General features: G+C 39.2%; 24 protein-coding genes. 8 read left to right on the forward strand and 16 right to left on the reverse strand.

What is annotated here, in order from left to right; all coding sequences use genetic code 11:
- Positions 1-186: 186 nt before the first annotated feature.
- From FD725_RS30515 to mobV, 3 genes are all read right to left on the reverse strand, one after another.
- Positions 187-1,041, reverse strand: coding sequence for a hypothetical protein (locus FD725_RS30515; RefSeq protein ID WP_179051939.1), 855 nt, complete (start codon positions 1,039-1,041; stop codon positions 187-189).
- Positions 1,042-2,101: 1,060 nt separating this feature from the next.
- Entirely contained in the window at positions 2,102-2,572 is a 471-nt protein-coding gene (locus FD725_RS30520; protein ID WP_179051940.1) for a hypothetical protein, read from the reverse strand.
- Entirely contained in the window at positions 2,556-4,286 is a 1,731-nt protein-coding gene (mobV, locus tag FD725_RS30525) for a MobV family relaxase (RefSeq protein WP_179051941.1), read from the reverse strand. The genes FD725_RS30520 and mobV overlap by 17 nt, the downstream gene beginning before the upstream one ends.
- Positions 4,287-5,260: 974 nt before the next feature.
- Here mobV and FD725_RS30530 point away from each other — a divergent pair.
- From FD725_RS30530 to FD725_RS30545, 4 genes are all read left to right on the forward strand, one after another.
- A complete protein-coding gene (locus tag FD725_RS30530; RefSeq protein WP_179051942.1) occupies positions 5,261-6,415 on the forward strand; it encodes a ParM/StbA family protein in 1,155 nt (384 codons plus the stop codon).
- Positions 6,408-6,824 carry a hypothetical protein gene (locus tag FD725_RS30535; RefSeq protein WP_179051943.1) on the forward strand — a complete coding sequence of 139 codons (417 nt, stop codon included), beginning with the start codon at positions 6,408-6,410 and terminating at the stop codon, positions 6,822-6,824. Before FD725_RS30530 ends, FD725_RS30535 begins: the two co-directional genes overlap by 8 nt.
- A gap of 522 nt (positions 6,825-7,346) precedes the next feature.
- A complete protein-coding gene (locus FD725_RS30540; RefSeq protein ID WP_256872025.1) occupies positions 7,347-8,474 on the forward strand; it encodes a cobalamin biosynthesis protein CobQ in 1,128 nt (375 codons plus the stop codon).
- The gene (locus FD725_RS30545) at positions 8,471-9,229 is read left to right on the forward strand and encodes a DUF6753 family protein (RefSeq protein ID WP_256872026.1); all 759 of its coding nucleotides are present in this window, start codon (positions 8,471-8,473) and stop codon (positions 9,227-9,229) included. Before FD725_RS30540 ends, FD725_RS30545 begins: the two co-directional genes overlap by 4 nt.
- A gap of 308 nt (positions 9,230-9,537) precedes the next feature.
- On the opposite strand, the gene FD725_RS30550 is transcribed toward FD725_RS30545, so the two are convergent.
- A complete protein-coding gene (locus FD725_RS30550) occupies positions 9,538-9,729 on the reverse strand; it encodes a hypothetical protein (protein ID WP_179051945.1) in 192 nt (63 codons plus the stop codon).
- Between the two features lie 281 nt (positions 9,730-10,010).
- Between FD725_RS30550 and FD725_RS30555 the strand changes: the two genes are divergently transcribed.
- Positions 10,011-13,877, forward strand: coding sequence for a hypothetical protein (locus FD725_RS30555; RefSeq protein WP_179051946.1), 3,867 nt, complete (start codon positions 10,011-10,013; stop codon positions 13,875-13,877).
- Between the two features lie 12 nt (positions 13,878-13,889).
- Here FD725_RS30555 and FD725_RS30560 read toward each other — a convergent pair whose 3' ends face one another.
- Positions 13,890-15,281, reverse strand: a complete 1,392-nt coding sequence (locus FD725_RS30560; RefSeq protein WP_179051947.1) for a tetratricopeptide repeat protein — start codon at positions 15,279-15,281, stop codon at positions 13,890-13,892.
- A 160-nt stretch (positions 15,282-15,441) separates the two neighbouring features.
- On the opposite strand from FD725_RS30560, the gene FD725_RS30565 reads away from it, so the two are divergent.
- Positions 15,442-16,224 carry a phospholipase D-like domain-containing protein gene (locus FD725_RS30565; RefSeq protein WP_179051948.1) on the forward strand — a complete coding sequence of 261 codons (783 nt, stop codon included), beginning with the start codon at positions 15,442-15,444 and terminating at the stop codon, positions 16,222-16,224.
- Between the two features lie 99 nt (positions 16,225-16,323).
- Here FD725_RS30565 and FD725_RS30570 read toward each other — a convergent pair whose 3' ends face one another.
- A complete protein-coding gene (locus FD725_RS30570) occupies positions 16,324-16,554 on the reverse strand; it encodes a helix-turn-helix transcriptional regulator (protein WP_179051949.1) in 231 nt (76 codons plus the stop codon).
- A 149-nt stretch (positions 16,555-16,703) separates the two neighbouring features.
- On the opposite strand from FD725_RS30570, the gene FD725_RS32865 reads away from it, so the two are divergent.
- Entirely contained in the window at positions 16,704-17,714 is a 1,011-nt protein-coding gene (locus FD725_RS32865; RefSeq protein WP_256872027.1) for a hypothetical protein, read from the forward strand.
- Here FD725_RS32865 and FD725_RS30580 read toward each other — a convergent pair.
- From FD725_RS30580 to FD725_RS30600, 5 genes are all read right to left on the reverse strand, one after another.
- Positions 17,711-18,208 carry an aminoglycoside phosphotransferase gene (locus FD725_RS30580; protein WP_179051950.1) on the reverse strand — a complete coding sequence of 166 codons (498 nt, stop codon included), beginning with the start codon at positions 18,206-18,208 and terminating at the stop codon, positions 17,711-17,713. The genes FD725_RS32865 and FD725_RS30580 overlap by 4 nt on opposite strands.
- A 117-nt stretch (positions 18,209-18,325) precedes the next feature.
- Positions 18,326-18,547 (reverse strand): hypothetical protein, encoded by a 222-nt coding sequence (locus FD725_RS30585; RefSeq protein ID WP_179051951.1) that lies wholly within the window; start codon positions 18,545-18,547, stop codon positions 18,326-18,328.
- Positions 18,548-18,756: 209 nt separating this feature from the next.
- On the reverse strand, positions 18,757-19,035 hold the full coding sequence (locus FD725_RS30590) for a hypothetical protein (protein WP_179051952.1): 279 nt from the start codon (positions 19,033-19,035) through the stop codon (positions 18,757-18,759).
- 138 nt (positions 19,036-19,173) lie between these two features.
- Positions 19,174-19,542 carry an aspartyl protease gene (locus tag FD725_RS30595; protein WP_179051953.1) on the reverse strand — a complete coding sequence of 123 codons (369 nt, stop codon included), beginning with the start codon at positions 19,540-19,542 and terminating at the stop codon, positions 19,174-19,176.
- Entirely contained in the window at positions 19,539-19,856 is a 318-nt protein-coding gene (locus tag FD725_RS30600; protein ID WP_179051954.1) for a hypothetical protein, read from the reverse strand. The genes FD725_RS30595 and FD725_RS30600 overlap by 4 nt, the downstream gene beginning before the upstream one ends.
- Positions 19,857-19,965: 109 nt before the next feature.
- Here FD725_RS30600 and FD725_RS30605 point away from each other — a divergent pair, with 109 nt between their 5' ends.
- Positions 19,966-20,970: a hypothetical protein gene (locus FD725_RS30605; protein WP_179051955.1), complete on the forward strand. Its 1,005-nt coding sequence runs from the start codon at positions 19,966-19,968 to the stop codon at positions 20,968-20,970.
- 273 nt (positions 20,971-21,243) lie between these two features.
- Here the strand turns inward: FD725_RS30605 and FD725_RS30610 are convergent, their stop codons facing one another.
- The 5 genes from FD725_RS30610 to FD725_RS30630 all read right to left on the reverse strand — a co-directional run bounded on the left by FD725_RS30610 (position 21,244) and on the right by FD725_RS30630 (position 25,751).
- A complete protein-coding gene (locus FD725_RS30610; RefSeq protein ID WP_179051956.1) occupies positions 21,244-22,041 on the reverse strand; it encodes a WGR domain-containing protein in 798 nt (265 codons plus the stop codon).
- A gap of 372 nt (positions 22,042-22,413) precedes the next feature.
- Positions 22,414-23,211 carry a WGR domain-containing protein gene (locus FD725_RS30615; protein WP_179051957.1) on the reverse strand — a complete coding sequence of 266 codons (798 nt, stop codon included), beginning with the start codon at positions 23,209-23,211 and terminating at the stop codon, positions 22,414-22,416.
- Positions 23,212-23,278: 67 nt separating this feature from the next.
- Complete coding sequence (locus FD725_RS30620) at positions 23,279-24,958, reverse strand: AAA family ATPase (protein WP_179051958.1); 1,680 nt, start codon at positions 24,956-24,958, stop codon at positions 23,279-23,281.
- Between the two features lie 76 nt (positions 24,959-25,034).
- Positions 25,035-25,232 carry a hypothetical protein gene (locus tag FD725_RS30625; RefSeq protein WP_179051959.1) on the reverse strand — a complete coding sequence of 66 codons (198 nt, stop codon included), beginning with the start codon at positions 25,230-25,232 and terminating at the stop codon, positions 25,035-25,037.
- Between the two features lie 12 nt (positions 25,233-25,244).
- Positions 25,245-25,751 (reverse strand): hypothetical protein, encoded by a 507-nt coding sequence (locus FD725_RS30630; protein WP_179051960.1) that lies wholly within the window; start codon positions 25,749-25,751, stop codon positions 25,245-25,247.
- Positions 25,752-25,765 lie beyond the last annotated feature (14 nt).

A 25,765-nucleotide genomic window follows, 5' to 3' on the forward strand; every position in this document is an offset into this window, starting at 1 on the left:
TCTACTAGGCAAGAATTTCAGCCCATATTTTGTGTAATTAATTATGCGCCACTACTTATTCTGAATTGGGACAATAGCAGATTTGCACTGGCGATGGGCTGCGCCCCACCTTTGGCGATGGCGTTCCGCCCACCGTAGGTGATCGCAAATGCACTTTGTCTTCAAAATCAAACAATTGCAAAAATATCAACTACCAGAAAGCAATTTTACAACCCTACTCGCAATGCTCTCTTTAGCACAAGCTTTCAAAATAGCAGTAGCTCGTCTATTTCCCTTATTTGCAAAATACTCCCATATCGATAACCAATCATCACAGCTGAGTGTATATATCTGTTTAAATCCCTCCGAAACAGCAACAAGACATTTTACTGGACATGGTGATAAATTTAATTTTGTGAGAGTCCTTGCCTTCTTAGGTGAATTTTCTAGCAGCCAGTTCGGGTTAGATTGAATGCAGTTTAACCCTTCTTCATAGCCAATGCGATATTCTCCTGATGGCATGACTAAAACTTCTAAAGTAATGTCGTTTTCTAATTCTATTTGAATTGCCTGGGACGATATTACTTGATAATTGCTAGTAAAAAAATTTGGATTTGGTACAAGAGGCTTCCTATTGTGTAAATCGTTATCTGATAGTGCCTTGATTAATTCTTTCCACTCGCAGCGACTTAAAGACAACCGATGCTGCTGTAATTTATCTTCTTTAAGCAGATGCTGTAAATAAGCCGCTATTGTGGGTAGAGTGTTACCCTGAATTATTACTTTGCTAGGAATTTGCACACTTATTGTCTCTAAATGATTGGACTCCACGAAATTTTTGACATCTGTTTTGGATTGTCCAAGCATCAATGCCATCTGCCTATCACTCATTACCTTTATACCATCTGGTAGTTGATAAGCCGCCCAAGAGTGTTGTTTCCACCACCATCGAACTGTAATTGTTTTTGGTATGTCTGTAATATTTCTTTTAATTTCAAAACTTTCTAGTTGGTTGATGCTGCTTACTGTGGGTTCTGGTTTTACTGTTGTGGTTAGAGTCATAGCCGAGTTACTCCCTACACTTGAAAAATGGTTCTTTCTGGGCTTTACCTTATGTAATATCTTTTCTTTTACACTTATATATCTTCTAGTTTAGGTTTACTAACTATAACGATTTGCCGTTTAGTACAACACGTCTTGATTCAGGAATTTTTATTATCTTGGAACTTCCTGTTGTGTCTACATCGACGGCTGCAAATCTGTATTTTATGTCAATGAAAATAGTTATAGTTTAGTAATGGATAGCAAAAGCTGATGGAAATCCTTAATTTGTGTGATGGTTTTCTAGAGATAGATGTGAATCTTTTGCTAACAAAAACTATTAGACTCGTGAGTGTTCAGTTAGATATTGACAACCAGGCTTTATCATCTATTTTTTCTTATAGATGACACCAAAATATTTTTTTCTAAATTGCGTCAAGTCTGATATGAAATTTCTATTTCATTATTCATTTTGCTGCTGAAATTAAAATTATTTTAACCCAAATTTAATTAAATAAATACCTGCAAAGAAATTAAAAAAATATAAAAAACCTTATTTTTTGCGGTTTTCTTCATTTAACTATAATTTATTCTTATAGGAAAATAATTGAAATATCATAATTTTCTAGCTACTTATAATTGAATAAGATCAAACTTTAGCAGAGACAATGATTTACTAAATACCAGATTAAGTATTTTATGGCAATATAAAAATTGCTAGAATTTTGCTAGTTTATAAAAATAAACATAAATAAAAATCAATGATATTTATACAGTTAACCATAAAATAATTAAAGAGTTTACGAAAATTAAAATAACAGTTATTTCATAGTTAAGTACGTGGTCATAATCAAATATAAGATATCAACCTGTAAAACCCTGGCAAAAACTAACTTTTCTTTTCTGACTTAAAAGTGCTATGGGAATCCGACTTGATTCCTGAAATTATTTGCTTAGGTTGGGAGTTATGTGGCGACTGCTATAGCGCGTGCTGAATAAAAATTACTAGCTTGAGCGCACTATCTCCTATGCCCATTTTCATGCTTGGCGGTGTTCTAAGTTCATAAAGAATGCCTTCTACTTATTTGTATATTGTCAGTATCAAATCAATACCCTCAGCCCCATCCTTTTTACCTTGTTTTAAGTAAAGGCTTTTGGCATGAGAGAGTGATTTTCGTCCAGCTTGCTTGTTATTCTGACAAATTAAGCTTACTCCTTGTCCTTGGTAGCCAAGGGCTAATTTGGGGTTGAGAGCGATCGCTTTTTCAAAGTATTGCAGAGCAGTTTTACAATTAGCTTGACGACGCTCTGGATTGATTCTGGCTATTTCTGGCATATCAGCGTTCATAATTTTGTAGCCCCACTCTACATAATCAGTAGCAGTTTCTAGTCTTTTTGGTTGCAAAGACATATTTGATGTTGGTTTGAACCAGATGTACAGTCCTCCTAAAAATCCCAGTGCTGCCATTCCTAGCAGATATGCCACAGGATTAAAAGTAATAAAAAGAGAATGTAACATCATTTCCCTGCGCTCATCATCCCAACGCGACATAGCTTATGCCTCCCTGACATTGCTGCTGTAACTGCTGGTTCCAAGAAGTATTCGGCTCTAACTGTTTGGCATGAGATAGAGTTTTGTGAAGTTCTATAGTTGCTACTTTGGGCATTGCAACAATGACTTTTGGTACGTTTTTGAGAAATTCCACAGGTGCGGGCGCGTGTTCGCTGTCAGATACCAAATATAGAGTTCTCTGTTTATGAGGAGAGTTTAAAACTGCCAGGGACATAGCCTCAATAGGTGTAGAAACTAGCATTGCTATCTTGATGGGGTTGTCCAAGTCACCCCCCATACTCAAGTGAAACCAACCAGGTGTAGACATCAAACGTCCCTTGCTGTTGCTGGCAGTACAAAAACTAAAAGCATCATTGGTCGCCCTTGGTGGATGCAAATATGCCCCTGTCACTTCAGAGGCAAGACTACGTGCTAGAAATACTGCTTTACCAGTAATATTTGCATATATCAATCCACGCTTGTACAAAGTATCTACAAATTTTGGCGGAAGAGAGCGATCGCGTGTCAAGTATTGCTCAATTTCCGCCCACCGATGATGAGCCGGTGTAGGTGCAACAAATATAGATGGAGGAATCTGTTGAGCAATATTTAAAGCTTGTCTTCTGGCGTGGTGAGTAACCGCAGCCAGCATCCCCGCTTCCCCAAAGCAATCCCGCAACCAGACAACTGCATCATCGAAAGTACACTGCTTAACCTGAATTACCAATTCCAACGCACCTTTACCAATGCTGTTGTGCAAATCATCGTGAAACGAAGAGTTGTTAATGGTGATTATGTGGTGGGTTGATAACCACTGATTCCGCTTGTCTTGGTTTAAACCCAGTTCATCAGCCACAACTTCCAAGGGTAAATCTTGTAGAAGCTTAATGTCCTGACGTAGAGCTTGTAATTCTTTTTCTAAATTAGCCCTGAGTTTTTCACTTCTGGATGCCGTTTCCTCCAATTCAGCTTTTTGTCTGAGCAAGCGATCGCGATCGCTTAATTGGTAGTTGATGATCTCTAGCTTTGGACTGAGAGCTTCAATTACCCGTTCTCGGTAGGATTCGCTGGCTTCATGTATTCGAGGTTTAGGCAGATGACTCTCCAAGTCGAGGATTTCCGAATCGCGGGATACTGCGGCGTAATATTTCTTAACTGAGGTATAGGTAGCAGCACTACCTTTAATACCGCGAGAGATACCCAAATGTGCAACAGCATCGGCAAAACTATCTTGCAGTTGAGAGAGCTTTTCTCTAGTGCCAAACAAGGCGCGACAGTTGAGCTTGCCTTGCTCGTCCAGTGGCACAATGTAAGCGTGAACGTGGGGCGTAATTTCGTCTAAGTGCAATTCAGCTTTCAGTAAGCGATCGCCCCAAGCAGAACATAACCATGTGACTGTTGCTTGTACAAAGTCATCTAAACGCTGTTTGTCATGTGTTTCCGCCTCAAAAAGTCCTTCAGGATGAAAATAATCAGCACTGGCACTTAGTAGCATTTCCACTGCCAGAACAGCATTTGAGCGAATTGTTTGCAACCCGATTTTGTCTTTCACCAAAGTTACTAAATTGGCGTTGTCAGAACTCCCAAAGAGCGTAACGTTTGTTACTGCTGGGTTTGCATTGGGCGTGTTTCTAGCTCTGGCTGTGTGAGCTTCATTGCCTCCTAACAACCCCCAGCTTTTAATTTTTTGTATTCTACAGACTGCTAGCGGCATAAGACAGGCGTTTCATGCAAATAATCTGTTGATACATCCATCAATCACATAATTTCACCGAAATGTAATTATCACATTACGGTAATTTAAATTGCATTAAAATCTAACGTAGTTATAAAAAACTAGGTCAATTTTTTTATAAAACTTCTGTGTATTTTAACTGAAAAAATTGTTATTGTAGGGGCTATTAATAGTTGCAATTAGCAGTAGCATATTTGCCAAAATAGTGTAATTATACACAAAAATATTTTAATAATCTGTCGCTGTAATTATTTCCCAATAAGAGCTTCAGCAATTTTTACCCTTAGTCAGCTAGTGAAGCAACTTATATAAACTGGATTAATTTTTATACAGATTTATTTAGTGCTGTCTAGAGTATTAGAGAATCTGTCTGTTGTTTAATGACAGGCTTCATTAAAAATTAGTTACTAAAAGAAGAAACTAATTTTGGGATTTATGGACAGCTTAATTGAGTTAATAAATGTTCAAGCGCAAAATATTTTCTTTTCGTTTATAAGTAAAACTAATGACTATTGCTTGAGCCTCAAGAAGCTAAGTTTTAAATCGGCAGTAAATATGAAGTCCGAATTTTATGATGGCAAGCAAAATAATTGTTTAGTATTTTTCTGCCATCAATTGTGTAGTGAGTTCACAATTCAAATTTTCAATAATGGGTATATTTTTTCGCTATTTAATCTGGACGGTGTACGAGCTTTTTTATCGAAACAACATTTGACTCAACATTTATGTGCTGATATTAAAGCTCCGATTATTCCAATTGAACTCAAAGCCTTGCTGTAAGCATCTTATAGATTTTTCCAGTATTTATTTTTGGTGTAGCCAACTGGAGCTAAATGGAGCCAGAAAAAAAAATTAATTACATAAGCTCTGTTAATAATTCGGCTCCAAGTGTCTTCAAAAGACTCCATTTGACTCCAAATTTAGGATTAAAAAATTAACTCTGATTTATATCCATGAAAAAAAAGACTCAGACTATGAATAATCTTGATATTCCTCCCCTCGTTATTCTTGCCTTAGATTTTGGAGGAAGCGGTACAAAAGGAATTTACTCTTTATGTGGCAGTTCTGAAATATATTCGCTGTTCATGGAACCGGAAGTAGGGGATGTGACAGTGGAATCGGTTAAAACTCACGAACAGAATTTGATGGGAGCAACTGATCCAGAGAATAGGGTGTGGGTGTCTGTCAATGGTAAGACAAAGGTAGTAGGATATTTAGCTCAAAGCAAGTTCCACGCTAATACAGGATTAGTTGAGTTGAAGTACGAGCGGGCTGTTTATAAAACATTAGCCGCAATTTGGGTAGTTAAGGAGAAACTGAACCTGCCAGCCAAAATGAGACTTTTTCTTTCAGTTCTGCTACCTCCTGGGGAATTTGAAAACAAAGTTGAATTTGAACGATTAGTGCGGACATTTGGTAGCAATTACTCAGCAGTTGGCTCGCAAATGCAGGTAGAGTGTCTAATGTTTAAATGCTTACCAGAAGGTGCAGGAGTATTTTTATCGCACCAAAAGCGTGTGGGACAGGCATTAAAACAGAGAGTATGCGCGGTGGTGATGCTTGGCTTTCGCAATGCGTCAGTTTTAATTTCTCACAGAGGCATTGTGTCCAAGGAAGGAAAAATGTCAGATTTAGGCATGGTGAGGATGCTGGAAAAAGTAGTGGGCGCAACATCAGGGCAAACCGTGGAACGCTTGACAAAAGCGATCGCTGAAGCAGGAAGTGACATTGACACTCGTCCTCTAGTGCGGGTTTTGCGTTCTCGCAGTAGAGAAGGACGAACATCTGAGTTAACAAAGATTCTCCAGGTAATTAGGACAGCTCGACATGAATATGTTGCAGCCTTGACGAGTTGGCTAGATCAAGTTGTGCCGCCAGATGTAGAAGAAATATTATTTTGTGGTGGCACTGCGGATTATCTAAAAAAAGAATTGAATTCACACTACCCAGCAATACCTTGCATATTTTCTGGTGTTTCTATTCCCAAAAACTTAGATAAATACTCCCTTGGTAATCGCTTGGCAGATGTATATAGTGCATTTTTGTATTTCGACGAAAGAGTGAAACACCATTTTGCTGATCATGCTGAGGTTATCAGCCATGTCTAAGCAAACTCGGATAAATTTTCGCTGGCGGTATCAGCCGCGCAATGAGATGGATGCGTTAATGCTTGACTACATTGCTGCTAGTAGTGTTAGAGATACTACGGAAATGATATTGCTAGCACTAAGAGCATTCTGGCTACCAATGGCTGTTGCTAACTCCTCAAAATTTGATGAAGCTGCAAAACAACGGATAGTCACTGACGCTTACCAAACATTCCTACACCAACTGAGGCAGATTTACGCCACCGCAGGGTTATCTCATTTGCGTTTGACTTCTAATCCAGAGCGATCGCCCTCACCAAACGACTCCAAATCTCATACCCAGCCTGTACAAAGTCTTCCCACTATCGAGGAACAAAAAGAGATGATAGGACAGTTTGATTATGACATCAATTCTTTTGAAAACTGGTAAGTCAGTTAATAAAACCGATTCACTGCATTGCTGATCAATATAGTAGGAACTTTTGATTTTTGAATTTACTTGGGTAGTGAGAAAATAGGCAATAAGCTTCTTAATTTTTGAACTTTTTCAAATTAAATACGAGGTGTTTAAGTAGTTCCTAAAATTAAATTAAGTGGTGTAGATAAGGAACAGAAAAACAATGTATTTAATTAACTTTCTCATTTCTACTTCTATAAAAATCTTATTTGATTTTTGTTGACGTAGCCTGCGCTCGCGCATACAAACTCAGTACAAATCCAAATTGATTCTCTACTCCTTACTGCCAAGTTACGCAAGTCAGTTCCATAATCAAAGCGAATTACTATACCACTCACTAAATTGTCCAGTTACTACTTCCATCAAAAACAAATTGGCATTATGACTTTTACAGCACCAACCCCAAATCCAGAAAAAAGAAAAAGAGGCAGACCGAGAAAGAATCCTAGTAATAACCTTAACCAGTCATCAAACTCCCAATTACACAATGATGCTATGTCTACAATCAATGAAAATCTCCAAAGAGAAGATGTCACTTGGGAACGAGAAATAGAAAATAATTCGACTTCTTTAGATACTAGTATCCAAAGATTGGATGTCATAGATACTCAAGATGCTTTACCGCTAGAAGTAGTAGATAATCCAACTTTTTTAGATAGCAATATCCAAGAATTGGATGCCATAGATACTCAAGATAGTTTGCCGCTAGAAGTATTAAATAATTCGACTCCATTAGATGCCAATATCCAAGGATTGGATGCCACAGATACTAGAGAAATTTTAGAGCTAGAAGTGGCAAATGTTGGTAACTCTGATGTATTACTTGAATTAACAGCAGATGTAACAGCGAATGAAATTCCAGAGGAATTACAGCTACCAAAATCTGGTCATGACCAAGTTAACCTGAACCAGCCAGAAAAAAGTTTTAAAGTCTCTACAACTATTCACATTGTAGATGGTGAAAAAGGAGGTGCTGGTAAATCATTCTTATCGAGAGCATTTATAGAGTATTGCACCTCAATTGGTCATAGCGTCGCAATTGTAGATGCGGATACAAGTAACCAGGATATTGTCAACATTTACGGCAGTGTAGAAACGGCATTTTTCAGTGATGATGAGAAGCTAGCTAAAGAAGCAGACACAATATTTGATTTGGCATTTGAAAATTCAGTAATCGTGAATTTACCTGCTCAAGTTTACTCCAAAGTGACTAATTGGATAAAAAGTAATAATCTGACTGAAATAGGCAAGGAAAATTCGATTAAATTTGTTAAATGGTTTGTGTGTACTGGTGGAGTTGATTCGGTAAATTTCTTTCTCCAGTCTTTAGACGATTTGGGAGACAGCATACTCCACGTATTCGTGAAAAATTTGGGATTATGTGATGACTGGAAATATATTCAGGAGATGCCAGAGTTTGTAGCAGCTCAAACTAAATATAATTTCATCGTCATGGACTTTCCCAAGTTTCCCTTTTGGGAGCGGAACATGGTTGACCGATTGGGAGTGACTTTTGAAGCAGCGATCGCCCATCCTGATCTCAAGGTGATATCAAAGCAACGAGTCAAGAACTTCCTCAAAGAAGCCTATGCAGCCTTTGCTGGTACGGGGTTAGTGCAATGACAAGCTATGAAGTAGATAAAGTTGACGAAGATTTTTATTCCACACCTGCTGACAGACCACAAAGTAGAGACGTATTTTATACCGTCGATAAATTACTGGCAGAAGCCTTGCAGGGAAAAAGTGAAGCCTTCAAGCGTCGAGTAATTGATTTTGCCCTTAGTAGCGGCCTATCTCAAGATGACCCTTTATTTTTAGTGTTGGTTGCGACCGGACAACTGGAAATAATGCTGGAAGATGCACCCGACACTTTGCAGTTGCTATTCAAGAACTGGAATCAAGACTTAGCTCGGAACTTGGAGTTAGTGGAACACGTAGCAGTCGAGCGACAGAAGGTTGCTATAGACCGAGCAGCCCACGCCCTCATTCACAAAGCACAGCTAGCAGAAGGCAGAAAAATTCTCACCGCCGTATTCCCTGCGGCCCTCTTAATGTTTTTTATCCTGGGTATGGGCTTCATTATGGGCATGAGCATCCCACCTTGGATCACTGGGATGCTGGGTGGAGGATATACAGATGTACAGTCAAACCTCTTGACTTGGGAAGAATTAGAGGCCAAGAATTGGGCGATGTCCAAGGAGGGTAAGTTTGCCAAGAACTTAATCGAATGGAACAAAGGCTACCTAGAAAACGGACAGTGCCTCAAGGATGTGCAGAAGCTAGGTATCGTCTTGTCCCAGTACGGACGTAAGGCCAAATCAGGGCATTGTCTCATCTGGGCTGTCCCACCAGAGAAGCGTAAATTTGTTGAGCCATAACATGGCTTTGATGCTGTAAAGTTGCCAAATACAGCACAAGTCTGAATTTAGAACTCAGAATAACCTACGGCAAGGCTACGCCTACGGAAGTAAGGGACTTCCAACTAAAAAAATAACCAATCGCTGTGTAGGCAGGGGGGCAGGCTGACAAGTGTAGGTTTTTAATAAAGCAATGAGTGTTGACTAACGTAATAATCATAGTTTCATCAACCCCTACACCCCTACACCCTTACACCCTTACACCCCTACACCCTTACAACCAAAAGCCAGTCATCTTAAGGGTTTGCGCTGATCTAAGAGCCAACCGCCTAAAACTCTTCGCCTTCTTCTTGCCAACCGCTTTCTCTCACCTGTTGTTTTTCTTCTATAAGTGCCTTTTGTTCCTGCTCTTCATTGGGATCGTATAAGTCATCCATACTGAGATATCCCTCACTGAGCAGTTCTTCAGCAGTCATTGATGCTACTAACTGGTATCTGCTTGTTTTGAGTTTCTTTACCATCTGCTTCGCCTCTTGTGCGATACCAATTTCAATTCTAATTTGTATTCACTGATTGTGTGAAACAAATACTGATTAAAAATTAAAAAATCAGCACACATAATCAGAATTTACGCCTTTAAAGGTAAGCTAATCGTCATTCATTTTTCCAGGATAAGTTGCTTGTAGTAATAGATTCAGCCTTGGCTTTATGCAACTTAAATGCTAATTAGCTTCTTAGCAAATTTTAGACAATTAATACGATTTCTCCATAAAACTTTTTAATAGTCCCTAGATATGCTTCTATGACTTTAACGCTCAATCATTTTGATACAAAAACCAAGCAAGATACAGGTGTAAAAGAGAAACTTGAGAACACACTGGCTGAATATTTATTTCCAGGTGTGCAGTTTAGTATTGGCACAGCTTACCCCGAAGCGACAGTCCCAGAAGACCTGGGAGAGCATAACGGGACGACTCTACAATTTTCGGCAGGTAAGAGGATGTTCTTTGCCGATAACCCTACTGTCCGCCAGCAACTTTACCCCAACCCTTCAGATGGAGCAGCTTACCCTTTACCTTTTACACCCTGCCGAATTTTTCAGGAATTACGAAACGTTAGAATTTTGGTGGTTGATGATACAACCGGAGAAAATGGTGGTGTCATTGCCAACAACGATGCCAAAAAATTGGTCGGTGACTGTAAGGGCTTAATAGATCAGGATTTTGCTAAAGCCAATAATATAGAACTGCGTGCTTTTCAGTTCAGGCTTGGTATTAAACCTCAAGAAGAAAGCCAAGTGATGCGAATTGCCAAAGGCACGCTTGCACCTACAAGGCTGGATAAATTTGGAGAGTCTTTCTTGCGGATGGGCGGTAGTGCAAAAACAAGCACTTTGCGTACTAAAACTGGTTACGACATAGTGCTGGCAACCTCTTCATTCAAAGGTAGGAAAGGAGAAGATGCCATTCAGCCAGGAGAATATATGCTCACTATTGGTTTGGGTGTCAAAGCAGTGGCTCAATATCGGGAACACAGTTTAGGGACTCAAATTTTAGTCAATTATCCCAAAGCGGTGAAGCAAGAAATTTTGCCCATTATCAAGCAGCAAGCAGAAAAACTAGCTCAAGACCAAAAAGACCCAAGACGGCTGGCACTGCGATACGTTGAAACTTACGAACGCCGCAAAGCATTATTGTCCAAAATTATAGGAATTCAACCAAATATTACAGCAGATATAGAAGATAAATTTGCCATATTTGATGCTTTAAGTTCTGGCGGTGGAACTACAGATACTCAAGAGGGTGAATATTTGGATAAAGAGCAAAAGGATTTATTAATTTACTCATTATTAAAAACTGACTTAGAAAATTATTGTCAAATCATCGAACATCCAAAAGTAATAGCTGAACTTCAAGATTTTGTGCGTAAAGAATGGTTTGAAATTGCCACTGGACGCTCTATCAAGTTTACCTCTGGTCTGGCTCAACCAAGTTTAGATTTGCAGAGTGATGAAATCTGCATACCTTATATCAAAGAGGGAGAAGAAATTATAGTTACTCGTTCGCCATTGATTAACTCGAATGGCGTTATTACTTTAAAAAACAAGCATCTGCCAAAAATGTTGGATGGTTGTGTCTACATACATCCTAAAACTGCAATGGACAATATGCAGTGTGATTTTGATGGGGATTTACTGGCTTTTGCTCAAGCTAAAGATTTTCCTCAACTAGCAGCAGAAGTTAAAGAAAAAAATTTACCACAAAATCGTTATCCCGATATCGTCAAGAAAGCTAAAGTTCCGTATCAAGGTAAATTTGAGGAAATTGCTGTATCAGCAATGGAGAATAAAATTGGAATTATTGCCAATGAAATTCAGAAAAATGTGGCATTGCAATGTGAGATTGATGCAATACCGCACGACGAAAAATATAAATACCTTACTCAAGTATCAGCACATTTAGGTAATGTATTGGCTAAATCTCAAGCAGGTAAATTACAAATCCCAGACAAGATACTTCAGCAGATAAGTCAAGTTACTCAAGTACAAGGTGCAGCGATAGATGATAATCAAGTAGAACATCAATTGCAGGTATTTAAAAAATTATTAAAAGATTGCCTAGCTGAACTTGGTAATGAGCTACAAGTAGCTGCTGATGGGCCAAAAAGTGCTTTACGACCTGAAGATTCTATTATTCAATACTGTCAAACTATAACGGCTTACAAAGAAGTAGAGTGGTTGGCTGATAAAAAAAATCCAGAGGCTTTTACGAATAGAAGTATGAAGACTAATGGCTATAGTCCGATTGATTTAATGATTCAGCAGACAAATCAAATTTTTGAACCAAATCAACTTGTAGCCCAACCCGTTGAAAGTTTTAGAAACTTATACCCAGTAGTTGAATATACCCCTGCTCAGAAAGAATACGCTCAAGATATAAAAAATAATTACAACTTATCAGTTAGACAACAGATTGAATTAGAAGAACAGAGAAAGCTAGAAATCGGCCCATATATGATTGTTACTTCTCCAACTAGCGAGAGGATATTAGAAATTACTAATTTAATTAGGTATGAACCAGCTAAAAACCCAGAGTTTTGGCAAAATACACAAATAAATATTCAGATAAAATCGAGAAAACCAACTCCTAAAATGCCACATCATTTGTTGGCTTGTATTAAATACAATACTCCCGATGGTGCAGAGACAGTTGTACCACTAGGCACAATTAGTTTCAAATCAGTTCAAGAGCATAATCTCAAGCCTGGAATGGTAATTAATCAGGGTAGTATAAAATTTAAGTTTGGCATTAGTGAGGGTATGATAGATGCCCTTAAACAGCAAACTCAAGAATATATAGAATCTATAAAAAATAATCTTCAGCCAGTAGAAAAGTTACAGATGGCAGCAGTTATTCACGACGCGAGCCACACAGAAGAAAGTAGAAAATATTCAGGTTCACGTCGAGCTAGTGTAGCATTTTCTCTTTTCACCGATGAGGTATTAGCTCAACTGAAGCAGTTACAATTTACTAATATGAGGGTAATTGGTACTCAGTTTAATGAATATGCTGATAGAAATTTTAGAGGTGAAAAAGTTCCGATTAAATTTGAGAATGCTGCTCACCCCCGTGACCCATGCCAAACCTCTCGTTGGGTAACAGTGGAAGGTAAAAAACTTGGTACTGTTGATGCTCGTTCTCCTCATCTGCTTCCTGGATGTGAGGCGATCGCCACCATTACATCCTCTCCCAGTACTAGCGTTATTGTTACCAGTTTAAAAAATTCCCATCATAAGTTACAGATTGATAATGTTAATAAATTCGCTTTTGCTGCTCATCAATGGCAAGGAGAGCAAGCTAATATAACTCTGGAAGTGCGGCAAAAACACTCTCATCAAGCACCAATAGTTTTTGCTAAGGTGGGAAATCAAATATTGGGAAGTTTAAACAAACAATCAGTAAGTTTTTTGCAAGAAAGACTAGCGACGGTCGGTAGAGAAATTCACGGTTTTACGATTGTCGGTACTGTTAGTCTTGCCCCTGCTAGTTATGCAGATATAGTCATTGATCCGGCGACTGTTAAGTATCCAGAAATTCAAATAGAAGAACAAGTTAATCAAAATTTGCTTAAAGACCAAGTAGCTGTTGCATCTCCTAGAGAGATTGAGCCTGCGATCGCCCAAGGGTCACTGCCGAAGCCGATCGCCACTGTCATATTTTTTGAAGCCCCGGTTGACCAAGCACATCAAGCTAAAACCAATATGGTTATGTGTAATATGGTGAAGCGTGCTGTTGACCGAGCAGTAGAGCGAGGTTGTAATACACTTCACTTTGTGAATGCTTCACCATACAAGTCAGAAAATTCCTCATCAGTTTTGCTGACAATTCAACAACTGGCGCAAGCGCGAGAAGATATCAAAATCCACTTATCTACCGCAGCCAATGTAAAAATTGCTGTGCAACTTTTAAAACAACCGGATGATATCGTTATTGGTGTCAGCAGCATAGAAACATCTGGAATTATTAACTATGCAGCTCATCAAGGAATATCCGTGGCAGCATACATTCCAGAAAATGGAGAGTTTGATAGGCGTAATTTACCCCAGAGAGGGGCTGCCACTCAGAAGGAAGTTACAATAGTAACAAAAAATTTAGAACACGAGCGTTAGATTAGAAACATCTCATTCATTGCTAGTTTTGGTATCGAAATTATTTTTATCAAATTTATCATTGTCAAAATCCTTTTCATTTAAGCTGTTTGGCATTGAAACACTATTGCTATTATTAATTACTATAAAAAGCTGATTCATTGCTTCTTGAGATTCTTCAACATAATCGGACATTTCCATCCTCTGATACAGAATACAAGCTTTTTCATAGGCAAGGATAGCTTCTGAATAATGCTTGACAGATTCTAAAGCCAGGGCTAAATTAAACCAACCATTAGCTTCAAATTGACTATGGTAACTTTGATGAGCAGCTTCTATTCCCGCTTGAAGATAGAAGATTGCCCGATCATACTGCTTTAGCTGGCGATGTGCGTTTCCTATATTAATTAGGGAACCTGCTTCTCCTTGATAATCATTAATTTTCCGCTTAATCTCTAAAGAGAAATGATAGTAATCAATTGCCAAGTAATATTCTTGTTGTGCATCATATATCAAGCCTAAGTTATTTAAGGCATGAGCTTCAAACTCTCTATTTTCAATCTCTCTAGCGATTTCTAAACCACGTCGGCTATAGTTTAGTGCTTCTTCATAATTTTTTAAGGAATAGTAAGAAAGCCCTATATTTACAAGAGAACCACCAATGTTATCAAGGTCATCAATTTCTAAAGCGATTTCCAAACAATCTTGATAATTAGCAATAGCTATCTCGTGATTACCTATTCGATCATGGGCATCTCCCAAACAAGCAAGTGCTGTTAAAAATTCCCATTTTTCATTTTTTCGTGGAATCCAAGATTCGGTTAGTTGCTTATACAAAGCTATGACAGTATTTAGATAGCCATAAGAACTTAAAAACCTATAAACGCAATTGTTATAATCGTCAGTGTCAAAAATTGTATAAAAAGCGTCTAAATATTTCTCAGAATCGCAGAGTTTGTAAAAATTTTCAACGTGAGGCTTCACATCATCAATTGTCTGCCAAGTATTTTGATTAACTGAGTTTAAATATTCTTTATTATCATTTCTATCGACTTCATGATTAGCTTCAAATTCTTGTACAAAACTAAAACTACTTAATTGGGAGCGATTGGACTTGCTGTACTTGCCTAAGATGAGACTACGAGCTTTCTTCTCTATCATTCTTCCTTCTTGATTGAAGAGCATTTTAATAAGCTCGTATGGCTTTCTTAAATAGTCACTTACTGTGCGAGATTCAATACCTAGTTTCTCTGCTATTTGCTTGCGATCTAAATCCAGGGCAATGGCTCGCAAACATCTTTCCTGCTGAAGACTCAATCCGTCCCCACTATTGCTAGTCAACAGATCCAAGTAAAATTTATCCCAATCGTATAACTGGTAGACCTCGGAGAACTCCTCACTGGGGTTAGATGGAAAGGTTGGCATCACTTAAATGTCTTTATGTTTACTGCTCTCAAGGTTAGCAATTTCCTTAAATGAGAAACTACCCACAAAAATACCCACAAAACTCCCCATATTTGTGTGCATACCTAGATTGGATATTTTAGGTAATTTGTAGGACAGTCAACTACTTAAGGATAAAGCTATGGCTGGTTCTAATAATTTTGGCTTTGATATTCAAGACCTGTTGAACTTTCCCCACGCTCTTGCCTGCTGCAAAAAGTGCCTTGCCATTTCTCGTGCTATGAAGCGTAACCGCCAACAACATATTCACTGCCCTATTTGTCGAGTGCAATACATTGTTCATGGCAATTCAGAATTTGAGCAGTTTCGAGCTTATTTCAAAAACAAAGGGCTTTATATCCAGAATCACCAGATTTTTGAACATTGTCGGCAACTGGCAGCGATCGCTCATCGTATTAATCAGTACAGCCCAGACTATCCACCTTTGGCCGGTCTGCTTCAGGCATTCCACTTGGCGCGACAGTTTGTTCACTTCACAACCTTTGGCATTAGCAAAGATTTTTTGCTCGTCCTTAAGTTCATCGCCCAACATATTCAGGTACGGGGTATAGTCGCTCTTACTCCCGATCAATCCTGGGTTTTGTCTGAGCTAGAAAGCTCCGATCTGAAAACTCCGAATTTCTGCATAAAGACGATTTGTACCTCTACTAACAACTGGAAAAAACTTCCCCATCAAAAGCTGATTGTTATTGATGGACTGATGGCGTTTAAAGGTAGTGCAAATTTAACTACAACTGCATGGCGTAAAGCTGCTCACTTCTACGATGTTGTTGAGGTTGTTACGCAAATTGATGAGGTCATCACTCATCATAATCGTTACTTCTCAACTGTTTGGGCAAACTTAAGCGAACATAGCGATATTATTACCATCGGTTCAGATCCCTTTGATGATTCCGTTGCATAATCAATCAAAGACGAGAATTACTTCCATGATATCTCCGGCAAACTTTTGCGATTTACCAGAGGAATATGTGGTAGAGCATGAGGATTAATTAATTCTGGGTTATTCATCCAAGTTGATACTAAAATTAACTCCCAATACCTCTTCTATGCGTCGTAAAGTTTCGATTGGCAAAGCTTTCGTTTCTTCAGCTTCTATTTTGTACCAATTCATAGTTGTCATAGGAATTTGACGGCATATTTCAGCTAAAGAACGCCTATCAGCTTCTCTAGCTCGTCTAATTCTCTCCCCCAGACTAGGGATTTCTATATCTATCGTTCTTCTAACTTTCATCAATTCCTCAGCCCTTCAACTCCCTTCAACTATAGATTGTCAGTTTGCCCGAAATAGTAAACCATGAGTTTATAGTTTATGATAAGGTATCAAAGATATCAAACAATAGTGACTTTTCTTTGGAGATAGGGGGTAGAAGTATGAGCGAGATGTCCAACATCTCCACTGATAGGGACTTGCTACCCCCCAAGAGCGACTTAGAAGCCAACCACACTGTACCAGTTGAAATAGTTGTTAGCTCCGAACTTACCACAGATGAGTGGCGCGATCGCATATTTTTAGAAAGGCAAGTTGAACGAGCATTTTACGCAGCAGCTAAAGCATTGAAAGAACTACGAGATAGACGTTTGTACCGTTCGACTCACGCAACATTTGAAGATTACTGCCGTTCCCGGTTTGGCTTCACTCACCGCCATGTGAACTACTTGATAGCTGGTTCATTGGTGGTTGACAATCTCATGGGAACCAATGGTTCCCAAATTGGGAACTCAGATGAAATGGGAACCATTGGTTCCCAAATCGAGAACCGAGATAAAACTGGAACCAATGGTTCCCAAATTGAAAACCCAGATGAAACGGGAACCAATGGTTCCCAAATCGAGAACCGAGATAAAACGGGAACCATTGGTTCCCAAATCTTACCAACGAGCGAACGCCAAGTTAGACCATTGGTTCCCTTGGAACCAGAACAACAACGTCTTGCTTGGCAACAGGCAGTAGAACTTGCTGGTGGTAAAATTCCCTCCGGTCGTATTGTTCAAGATATTGTGGACAAAATCCGAGAAAGAACCAAAGTGCCTAATCCCTACCACCTTGGGGAAATATGTACTCTACTGCCCAAAGACAACCCAGAACTTAAAGGCAAGAGTGGTTGTTGGGGTGTCATCACTCATGTTGGGGACTATAGTTGCACTCTTGAGACTTGGGATGCTCAGTATACCGTGAAAATAGAACATCTCAAGTCCCTAGAACTGTTAGACAATGACTGCCAATTTATGCAACAACTATGTGCGCGATTGCGGCGGCTGCATGAAATTGAAAACCGAGATAGTGCAGTAGATTGGCTTTGCTTAGGATTGGGGAAACAACTCAAACCGTACCTTTCGCCGTTACAGGAAAAATTGCTGGCTGATGTGGAACAAGAGTATGGACTCCATTAGCCAGCAAGAACTTTGGGTCTGCTAGTGGAAGTTGGTAGCGTCATTTCACTCAGTACCCGTGCTACTTCAGTTGGCTGGGATGTCAACTTGGCTTTCAGTTGTGTCCGCAGAATCGCTAATCGCTGGTAATGACCATTCACCTTGTCTGCAATCCCTAAACGTCGGGCTGCTGTACGAATGCGAGGCTGGGGCAGCTTCTCTATTAAAAGCGTTAGGGATTCAGTGTCAATATTATCAGTTGTGCTTGGCGCGGTGCTGTCGGCTACTGGAATTGATAGGGATTCTGGATTATTTACAGGTTTATTAGAAGCTGGTGAAATAAGTTGGTCTGTCACTTGCTTGTCGTTAACTGAGTATGCCGTGTTGTTCTGTTGATGATTGCAAGCATTCCATAGTTGTACTAAACCTGCAAACAAATCAAGTATCATCAAGATTGCATATACAGTGGCGATCGCTAAAATCGCATTTGTCAAAAAGTCTTGAATATCTTGCATTTTCCGTGTCTCCAGTAAAATTGCGTGAAGTGTATGCTGGCTTTTTATAGTTCCTTCCCCGTGAGGGGTTGCAAATATTTCAACACCCCTAGCTACAAGTTAGAGGTGTTACTGATTCTAGAAATGCTCAAAAATTGAGGATTCCGGTTGAACAGCGATTTCTATCTGGTAGTCTCTGTCATGCCAGCCAAGCAGATACCAGTAATTTTCTGAATACGATGGTGGTAGATTACAGGTACGGTCTGCCTCGCCTAACTCAAACCAATATAGTGTTAACCTATCGCGTTCCTGCATTAAAAAGTCAATTTCACGGTCGATGTCTGTAGTGATATTGCACATTTTATTGATCAATGACTATTTAAATTTCATTCCTCAGCAGCGCGTAAGCGTAAAAAACAAGCCACTGGTATTTCACCAATAGCTTGCACAGAGACTAAAAGCTACAGATGCTAACAATAAATTTCCTCATCACACTCCGTAGAAATTATTTCCACAACATTTTCTATCCTTCTCCATGTTGTGTAAGATGAGGAGGAATAACGAGATTCTTAGGAATAGCTATTGTGTAGGTTTTTCACTATTGCTATTAGCTCAAAATATTCTATTTCTGGAGATTTGGCTGTTCTAAAATAGAGGCGAAATGAACCATCTCCATATTTTTTGAAGTCTTGTTCGCTAAAGTGGATTTCTTGCCGTTGCAGCCATTTGATAACACTACTGTAAAATTCAGCTAGGAATAATGCCGGAAAGTAAATCCTGCCTATTTTTGCCCCAGTTTGTACATGAGTTACTACCTGAAATTGTGGTGACACTAACACTTCTGCCATATAAACGCTCACTTGAATCGTTTTAATTTCTTTAGCCGTAAGGCTTGTGGCAGAGTGCAAGTGAGAGCGCTTCTCTAAAAAAGTAAACCATACTCAAGGAATCAGGAGTCATAGCAAGTGTTTATGTAAAACTCTTGATTAAATTAACTCTAAACTTACTATATTTTGACTATAATTAGCGACGAAGATAAATAATTTCAGCCATCGAGAACCTAGTAAAATTTCCTGGATTTCATCTCCAGCAAATACAGGAATTTCCCACTCTTGACTATCTATTATTACCCTACCACTATAAACATCAAATTCAGTTTCTCCTTGAGCAGTTCTTAATTTATTTTGGCGCAAAAAAGACCAATCAAGACTTTGTACATCTTGTTTGTTCATAGCTAAAAATTCAGTGAATCCTGTATCTAACATTGTTTCTACAGGAAAGCTGAAGTCATCCCCTCCAATTAAATCAATTTCAAAGTAAACTTGACCTTTATCTCCAAATCTCCCCTCAATCATATTCTGCCACTAACTCCGGTTTCGTTAATGCCAAAAATATGATGAATCACATTAGGATATTTTTCTCTGGCCATTTTACTTGCTACCTCTTGATCCCGATCAATAAAGTAATCCCCAGTATCAGGTTCAATGGCAATATACCAACCATAGTATTTATCTAGTATTTCTGGTTTTAAACGCTCGAAAATCACCCAACAACGCTCATAAAATGCCTGTCTTCTGGCTTTTTCTTGGGCTTTTTGGGCTTCTGTCCACTGAATTTCCGGGAATACTCTTCCACGTCTGACAATTCTTTCGGGTGAAGAGTGTGTCATATTTTTTACCTCATGAAAATTTATTGTCCATATTTCATTATAAAATGCCAAATGGGAACCATTGGTTCCCAAATATTACCAATGAGCGAACGAGGAAGTATGTATTCTAATGCCCAAAGTGCTTATTCTTCCGCACTATCAGTATGAAAATGAATTTACCAATTTCTTGGATCAGGCAAATACCACTCAGGCGGATTTTAAGTTCTATCTTCTGCCCCCAGAGAGCGGAAACACCTCCCCATTAAAGAAGTCTCATGCTGATTATCTTGAGATTTTAGAATTTCTGGATAGCCAAAAAAAACGTTTGGATTTAGATAAAGAAGACCTTCTGATAGCTTTCTACGATGGTGTAATCACTGCTTTGGATCATGGGCTTGCAAATCTATTTATTGCTGGAGCCAATATAGAAGATTTATATCCATGTACTGCTGTTGTTTCTTTACGATTTATCTCTTGGGGAATTCTTGAGCAAAAATATGATTACTCACTTCAACGCCATGCACTGTTTCATCTTGTAATGTGTTGTTTGATTGGTGGATATACAAATGTTTCCGCTCATCATCAAACCTATGGATGCCTTCTTGATTTCAACAATCAGCTCGTGAGCTTTAACCGTAAGCTTCAAATGGGCTATTATCTATGCTCAAGCAGTCAAAGCGGTTGTTATGATGCTATGCAATCTGAGCGTTACGGAAATTCAATTATCAGGTTGTGCAAAGTGCTAAAAGAGGGTATTGATCACAAGAAATTACAGATCATTATTCAGGAGTTAATTATGGGAGATTCAATTAATCAATATGGTTTGGGTGATAACATTGCAGGTGATAAAGTTATGGGTGATAAAATTGGCACTCAAATCAACAATTCTCAAGATTTAGTCCAAGCTTCTAAAGATATCAAAGCTTTATTAGACCAGCTATCCGTAGACTATCCTAGTGATAGTCCTAGAGTTTTGGGAGCAAAGGCTGTAGATCAAGTCGAAAAAAATCCAGAGCTAAAATCTCGAATTTTGAGAGGAGTTAAAGCAGGTAGCTTTGCAGCTTTGGAAAAAATGATTGATCATCCTGTTGCCAAATTCTTCATTGAGGGAGCAAAAGAAGTCTTAAAGCCCTAAGTATTTTGAGTCGAATGATGTAGCGTTACGGCATAACAACCTCAGTGCAAGGGAACGAAGTTGATTTGTCGCTGTGTTGCCGAGTTTGTCTGCGTCCGGTGATTAGGAACGTTATGCCGCTTCCATAGTTCCAGTTAAAGGAACAACTATTGTCAAATCTCATAACTGCATGGGAACGGCGTTCACTTTCTGGTTAAGGAATAATAACCAAAACTGTATTACAATCAATCGACCCCCTGCATCCATTTACTTCTGACTTCTCCCTTTCTTTAGTTAATTAAATTGAACATAGTAGGAACGATTGTCTAAGTTTTCAGTGGATAATGATGGACTTGCTGAGTCAATTCCCCACCTTACCCACCAAGAACGGTCTGTTAATAAATCTGATGAAGACTGCGTTTGTATAGAGAGCATTTCCAGACGTAAACTCTCTATTGCTTCTAATCCATTTTGTAGTAAAGACAGGATTTGTCGCTGCTGAGTAATCAATTGTCTTGTTCCCAGTATTGCTCTAGCATCTAGTTTTCTGCCAACTGGTAACGGGATACAACGCAGATAATCACCTACAGCATCATTAAAGCTGCTATTATCCTGGGTATAGCTTCTTTCAACTGCGTTTAATGCTTGAATAGCTCTGTTGATTGTGGATTTATTTATAGCTCCTAAATCAGTGACAAACAAGCCGTGAACAGAGTCGAATTTGATGAGTGTATCTCTGGAAATTTCTTCTCCTATAGCTTGAATTTGAGATAATTGTTGTTGGAGTTGATTGACTGCATCAACTGGAAATTGGCTCCAATCTAGCTGAGGATTTGTACCAGTATCAACTGTTGCAAAAGTGTACCCTTTTTGGGTAGTTTTTTCCCAAACTAAAGTAGCTAGTTTGTGATTAGCTGCATTGCTAGAACCGCAAGCATAAACATGAGTACGGGGTGTATTTCCTACCCGTCCGTACTCTACCAGTAATTCCCCATTGGGCATTACATAACCGCACCAGTATTTGTTATTGTTTGTTCCAGGGCGGACACAAATGAGTTTTTGGACTTTGAGTGCTTGAGTTTTATCTGCCATAATTAAACACCAATAAAGTTGTTGCCCGCCCAATCATTTCGTCGGATATTGAGCGGGGTATAATCACTTAGTTGAAATCAGAAAAATCGATGATGTCGCTGTGCAAATTTTCACTGGTTGCATGAAAAGTGACAGAGCGATCATAGTGCAAGTAATCTGGCTGCAACCGAATCTATCGAGCGGCAAGAACCGAGTTTATGCGAACCGTGAATTTTGAGATGAGCTATGAGTCTTTTACTGGCTCCCCATCCAACCAAAAGGAATCAGAAGTCAGAAGATATAGTTGTCTTAACTACTGAATAATAACCAAAACTGTATTACTATCAATCAACACCCTGCATCTATTTACTTCTAACTTCTCCCTTTCTTTAGTTAATTAAATTGGACATAGTAGGAACGATTGTCTAAATTTTCGGAAGATAATGATGGACTTACTGAGTCAATTCCCCACCTTACCCACCAAGAGCGTTCAGTTAATAAATCTGATGAAGACTGCGTTTGTATAGAGAGCATTTCCTGGCGTAAACTCTCTATTGCTTCTAATCCATTTTGTAGTAAAGACAGGATTTGTCGCTGCTGAGTAATCAATTGTCTTGTTCCCAGTATTGCTCTAGCATCTAGTTTTCTGCCAACTGGTAACGGGATACAACGCAGATAATCTCCTACGGCATCATTAAAACTGTTATTATCCTGGTTATAGCTTCTTTCAACTGCGTTTAATGCCAGAGTAGCTCTGTTGATTGTGGATTGATTTATAGCTCCTAAATCAGTAATAAACAAGCCGTGAACGCAGTCAAATTTAATCAGCGTATCTCTGGAAATTTTATCTCCTATAGCTTGAATTTGAGATAATTTTTGTTGGAGTTGATTTACTGCATCAACTGGAAATTGACTCCAATCAAGCTGAGGATTTGTACCAATATCTACTGTTGCAAAAGTGTAGCCTTTTTGAGTGGTTTTTTCCCAAACTAAAGTGGCTAGCTTGTTATTAGCTGCATTGCTAGAACCGCAAGCATAAACATGAGTTCGCGGTGTATTTCCTACCCGCCCGTACTCTACTAGTAATTCCCCATTGGGCATTACATAACCGCACCAATATTTGTTATTGTTTGTTCCAGGGCGGACACAAATGAGTTTTTGGACTTTGAGTGCTTGATTTTTATCTGCCATAATTAAACACCAATAAAGTTGTTACCCGCCCAATCATTTCGTCAGATGTTGAGCGGGTTGGAATTACTTAGTTGAAATCAGAAAAATCGATGATGTCGCTGTGCGAATTTTCACTGGTTGAATGAAAGGTGACAGAGCGCTCGCGATTTCTCTCGCCAGCTTCTGTTTCAGGTGCAGCCCATGTTGCGCCTCCAGAACGCGCCCATTTTCGCAGTTCTTCTAGTTCTCTGGTGTTAGCTTTAAATTGAGCCGGAGTCCTATGAAGTTCTGCTAACAGGTCTTCAACAGACACATTGACTTTTCGGGTTTTGGCATAGGAGTAACTAGCACATTGTTGGACTACTTTTCTAATTTCTGCACCCGTATAATCCGCGCTCACAGAAGCTAACCTCTCCATTTCAGGTTTCTTAATTGCAACTTTGCAGTGATTTAACTGTACATTCCAGATATCTCTTCTGGCTTCTAAATTCGGCAAATCAACATAGAATATTTTGGTGAACCGCCTTTTGGTTTCGTCTTTAATTCCCCAAGGTCGGTTACAAGTTGCTGCTACAAATACACTGCTTTTGTTTTCCTCAAACCATGTGAGGAAATAGCCAAACATTCTTGCACTTGTACCACTGTCAGATTCTACGGCGTTCCCTCCTGGCATGAGCTTGTCAAACTCATCGATGAACAGGATACTAGGTGCAAGGTCTTCTGCGGCTTGGATGTATTCCCGCAATCGTTCTTCACTTGCGCCCAGTTCTCGACTCATCAAACTGCCAGTATCCATAATTAAACTAGGCAGACCCCACAGTTGCGAGATGGTTTTGACGCACAAAGTCTTACCAGTACCTCCCACACCAACCCATAACGCCCCAGAAGGAAAGGGGATGTTGTATTTTTCTTGAGCCTCTGGTTCCAGCAGTGCAGCCATCGTTTCTGCCCATTCTGTAACTGCTGGCAATCCTTGTACAGCCACATCAGGAGATTCTGCATAACGAATCCCCTTAGCGGCGAATTTCTTTTGTTTGTGTTTGGACAGAAATTCAATTGCCCCCACATCAACCTTTCTTAAGGATGTGGCACATAGAGAAATGGCATCTTCTATTGCTTCATAAGACATCCCCTGCAAAGCGCGGATGAGGCGCTTCTTGTCTGATGGGCTAATGTGTATGGGTAGTTCAGCACCTTGAGCGATCGCACTTTTTTTCAGTGCTTCTACTCTTGTGTCAAATATGTGTTCCGTTTCCTGCTGTGTGGGGTTAGGATTGTGCATATCCGCAATCAAGTCTTGGAAGACTTTGGGTGTCCTCAAATTGTCATGCAGGATAACCAGTCGATGGGAGCTACGCTTGGCTGCATTGAAAGTATCGATCGCCAGACGCACAAATACTGGATTGGGGTTGATTCCAGTAATAAAGGGGTAGATATCTTTGAGGATGAAAAGTTTTCGGACACTCGTGTTGTTAGCACACTCAGCCTCAATGTGTTTCAAGAGTGCTTCTATGGGATGTCCTTTGGCATCAAAATTAGGAGCTGGTGTTTTAGGAAGTCCCGTAACTTTGCCAGAACGCATTTTTGGTTCTACTTTCTGCAAAGACTTAGCTATATCCCAAATGTAACTTTCCATACCAAGACGGAGAGCAATATCAACAATTAGCTGATGAGTAATGTTGATTTCGCTGGCTGTCGGAGAATTGATTGCTACTGTGGCACAACCAGCGTGAAACGAAGTGATGACTTCTTGTGTGTTAAATGTCATATATTTGGTTTGGTTTCAAAACATCATTGAGCTAAAAGGAAGCGTTTTTAGGTAGTCGCTTCCTCTTAGCTTCTACTTACCCGTCGATTTCAACGGTTGAGAATGTGGTAATCGTAGGTTCAACGTACATCTGTGGTTTTGCTGTCACCTCAAGCTGTCCGAGTGCTTCTAAAGGTTCTGTGAGGTTTCGACAACTAGAGTCAGGTACACCTACCACTTCTACCTGTAAAGGTTGCCCCTTTTTCTGTTTGATAATAATTTGAGTTTGTGACATTTTTCACTCCTATTACTGCCAATTATTCCAATCGTTACCATTTGAATTTGAGACAGTTAAACTTACTTTCTTAGTAAGAGTTGTTTGTAAGCTGCCATCATCAAGAGTAGATTGTTGATAATCCCAAATTTCTGGAGGGTAGTGGATGTTGATGTAAGCTTGGTTATGAGCAAGTTGCACTGATTCTTGGAAATTTCGCACATTACCAAAGACGCTACCCAATAGATTTTGGTTGAAATCCCAAGCATCTACTTTAATTTCGTAGGCATTTAATGTTGGGTTTTTGGCAAATCCAACATCAACTAAAGCATCACGATTGCGAGTCTTTAAGTAAGTGCGACGGATGATGATTTCTGCCTCATCTGTATTCAGCCTGTCGTAATCATTGAATAGTTGCATTGGAGATTCATAGATTTCAACTGGAATATCTATCTGATGAGATGCCAGTAGTGACTTTAGTCCTTCGACAAGAGCTTGCTTGTTTATCAGTGTTGTTTTTATGCTCGAAAAATGGCTCATAAATTATTTCCATC

This window comes from Nostoc sp. TCL26-01, from assembly GCF_013393945.1.
Lineage (GTDB): Bacteria > Cyanobacteriota > Cyanobacteriia > Cyanobacteriales > Nostocaceae > Trichormus.

Excerpts from the sequence above, each read along its gene's own strand:
- FD725_RS30515 (WP_179051939.1), bottom strand. The coding sequence starts at position 1,041 with ATGACTCTAACCACAACAGTAAAACCAGAACCCACAGTAAGCAGCATC.
- FD725_RS30520 (WP_179051940.1), bottom strand. The coding sequence starts at position 2,572 with ATGTCGCGTTGGGATGATGAGCGCAGGGAAATGATGTTACATTCTCTT.
- mobV (WP_179051941.1), bottom strand. The coding sequence starts at position 4,286 with ATGCCGCTAGCAGTCTGTAGAATACAAAAAATTAAAAGCTGGGGGTTG.
- FD725_RS30530 (WP_179051942.1), top strand. The coding sequence starts at position 5,261 with ATGAAAAAAAAGACTCAGACTATGAATAATCTTGATATTCCTCCCCTC.
- FD725_RS30535 (WP_179051943.1), top strand. The coding sequence starts at position 6,408 with ATGTCTAAGCAAACTCGGATAAATTTTCGCTGGCGGTATCAGCCGCGC.
- FD725_RS30540 (WP_256872025.1), top strand. The coding sequence starts at position 7,347 with ATGTCTACAATCAATGAAAATCTCCAAAGAGAAGATGTCACTTGGGAA.
- FD725_RS30545 (WP_256872026.1), top strand. The coding sequence starts at position 8,471 with ATGACAAGCTATGAAGTAGATAAAGTTGACGAAGATTTTTATTCCACA.
- FD725_RS30550 (WP_179051945.1), bottom strand. The coding sequence starts at position 9,729 with ATGGTAAAGAAACTCAAAACAAGCAGATACCAGTTAGTAGCATCAATG.
- FD725_RS30555 (WP_179051946.1), top strand. The coding sequence starts at position 10,011 with ATGACTTTAACGCTCAATCATTTTGATACAAAAACCAAGCAAGATACA.
- FD725_RS30560 (WP_179051947.1), bottom strand. The coding sequence starts at position 15,281 with ATGCCAACCTTTCCATCTAACCCCAGTGAGGAGTTCTCCGAGGTCTAC.
- FD725_RS30565 (WP_179051948.1), top strand. The coding sequence starts at position 15,442 with ATGGCTGGTTCTAATAATTTTGGCTTTGATATTCAAGACCTGTTGAAC.
- FD725_RS30570 (WP_179051949.1), bottom strand. The coding sequence starts at position 16,554 with ATGAAAGTTAGAAGAACGATAGATATAGAAATCCCTAGTCTGGGGGAG.
- FD725_RS32865 (WP_256872027.1), top strand. The coding sequence starts at position 16,704 with ATGTCCAACATCTCCACTGATAGGGACTTGCTACCCCCCAAGAGCGAC.
- FD725_RS30580 (WP_179051950.1), bottom strand. The coding sequence starts at position 18,208 with ATGCAAGATATTCAAGACTTTTTGACAAATGCGATTTTAGCGATCGCC.
- FD725_RS30585 (WP_179051951.1), bottom strand. The coding sequence starts at position 18,547 with ATGTGCAATATCACTACAGACATCGACCGTGAAATTGACTTTTTAATG.
- FD725_RS30590 (WP_179051952.1), bottom strand. The coding sequence starts at position 19,035 with ATGGCAGAAGTGTTAGTGTCACCACAATTTCAGGTAGTAACTCATGTA.
- FD725_RS30595 (WP_179051953.1), bottom strand. The coding sequence starts at position 19,542 with ATGATTGAGGGGAGATTTGGAGATAAAGGTCAAGTTTACTTTGAAATT.
- FD725_RS30600 (WP_179051954.1), bottom strand. The coding sequence starts at position 19,856 with ATGACACACTCTTCACCCGAAAGAATTGTCAGACGTGGAAGAGTATTC.
- FD725_RS30605 (WP_179051955.1), top strand. The coding sequence starts at position 19,966 with ATGCCCAAAGTGCTTATTCTTCCGCACTATCAGTATGAAAATGAATTT.
- FD725_RS30610 (WP_179051956.1), bottom strand. The coding sequence starts at position 22,041 with ATGGCAGATAAAACTCAAGCACTCAAAGTCCAAAAACTCATTTGTGTC.
- FD725_RS30615 (WP_179051957.1), bottom strand. The coding sequence starts at position 23,211 with ATGGCAGATAAAAATCAAGCACTCAAAGTCCAAAAACTCATTTGTGTC.
- FD725_RS30620 (WP_179051958.1), bottom strand. The coding sequence starts at position 24,958 with ATGACATTTAACACACAAGAAGTCATCACTTCGTTTCACGCTGGTTGT.
- FD725_RS30625 (WP_179051959.1), bottom strand. The coding sequence starts at position 25,232 with ATGTCACAAACTCAAATTATTATCAAACAGAAAAAGGGGCAACCTTTA.
- FD725_RS30630 (WP_179051960.1), bottom strand. The coding sequence starts at position 25,751 with ATGAGCCATTTTTCGAGCATAAAAACAACACTGATAAACAAGCAAGCT.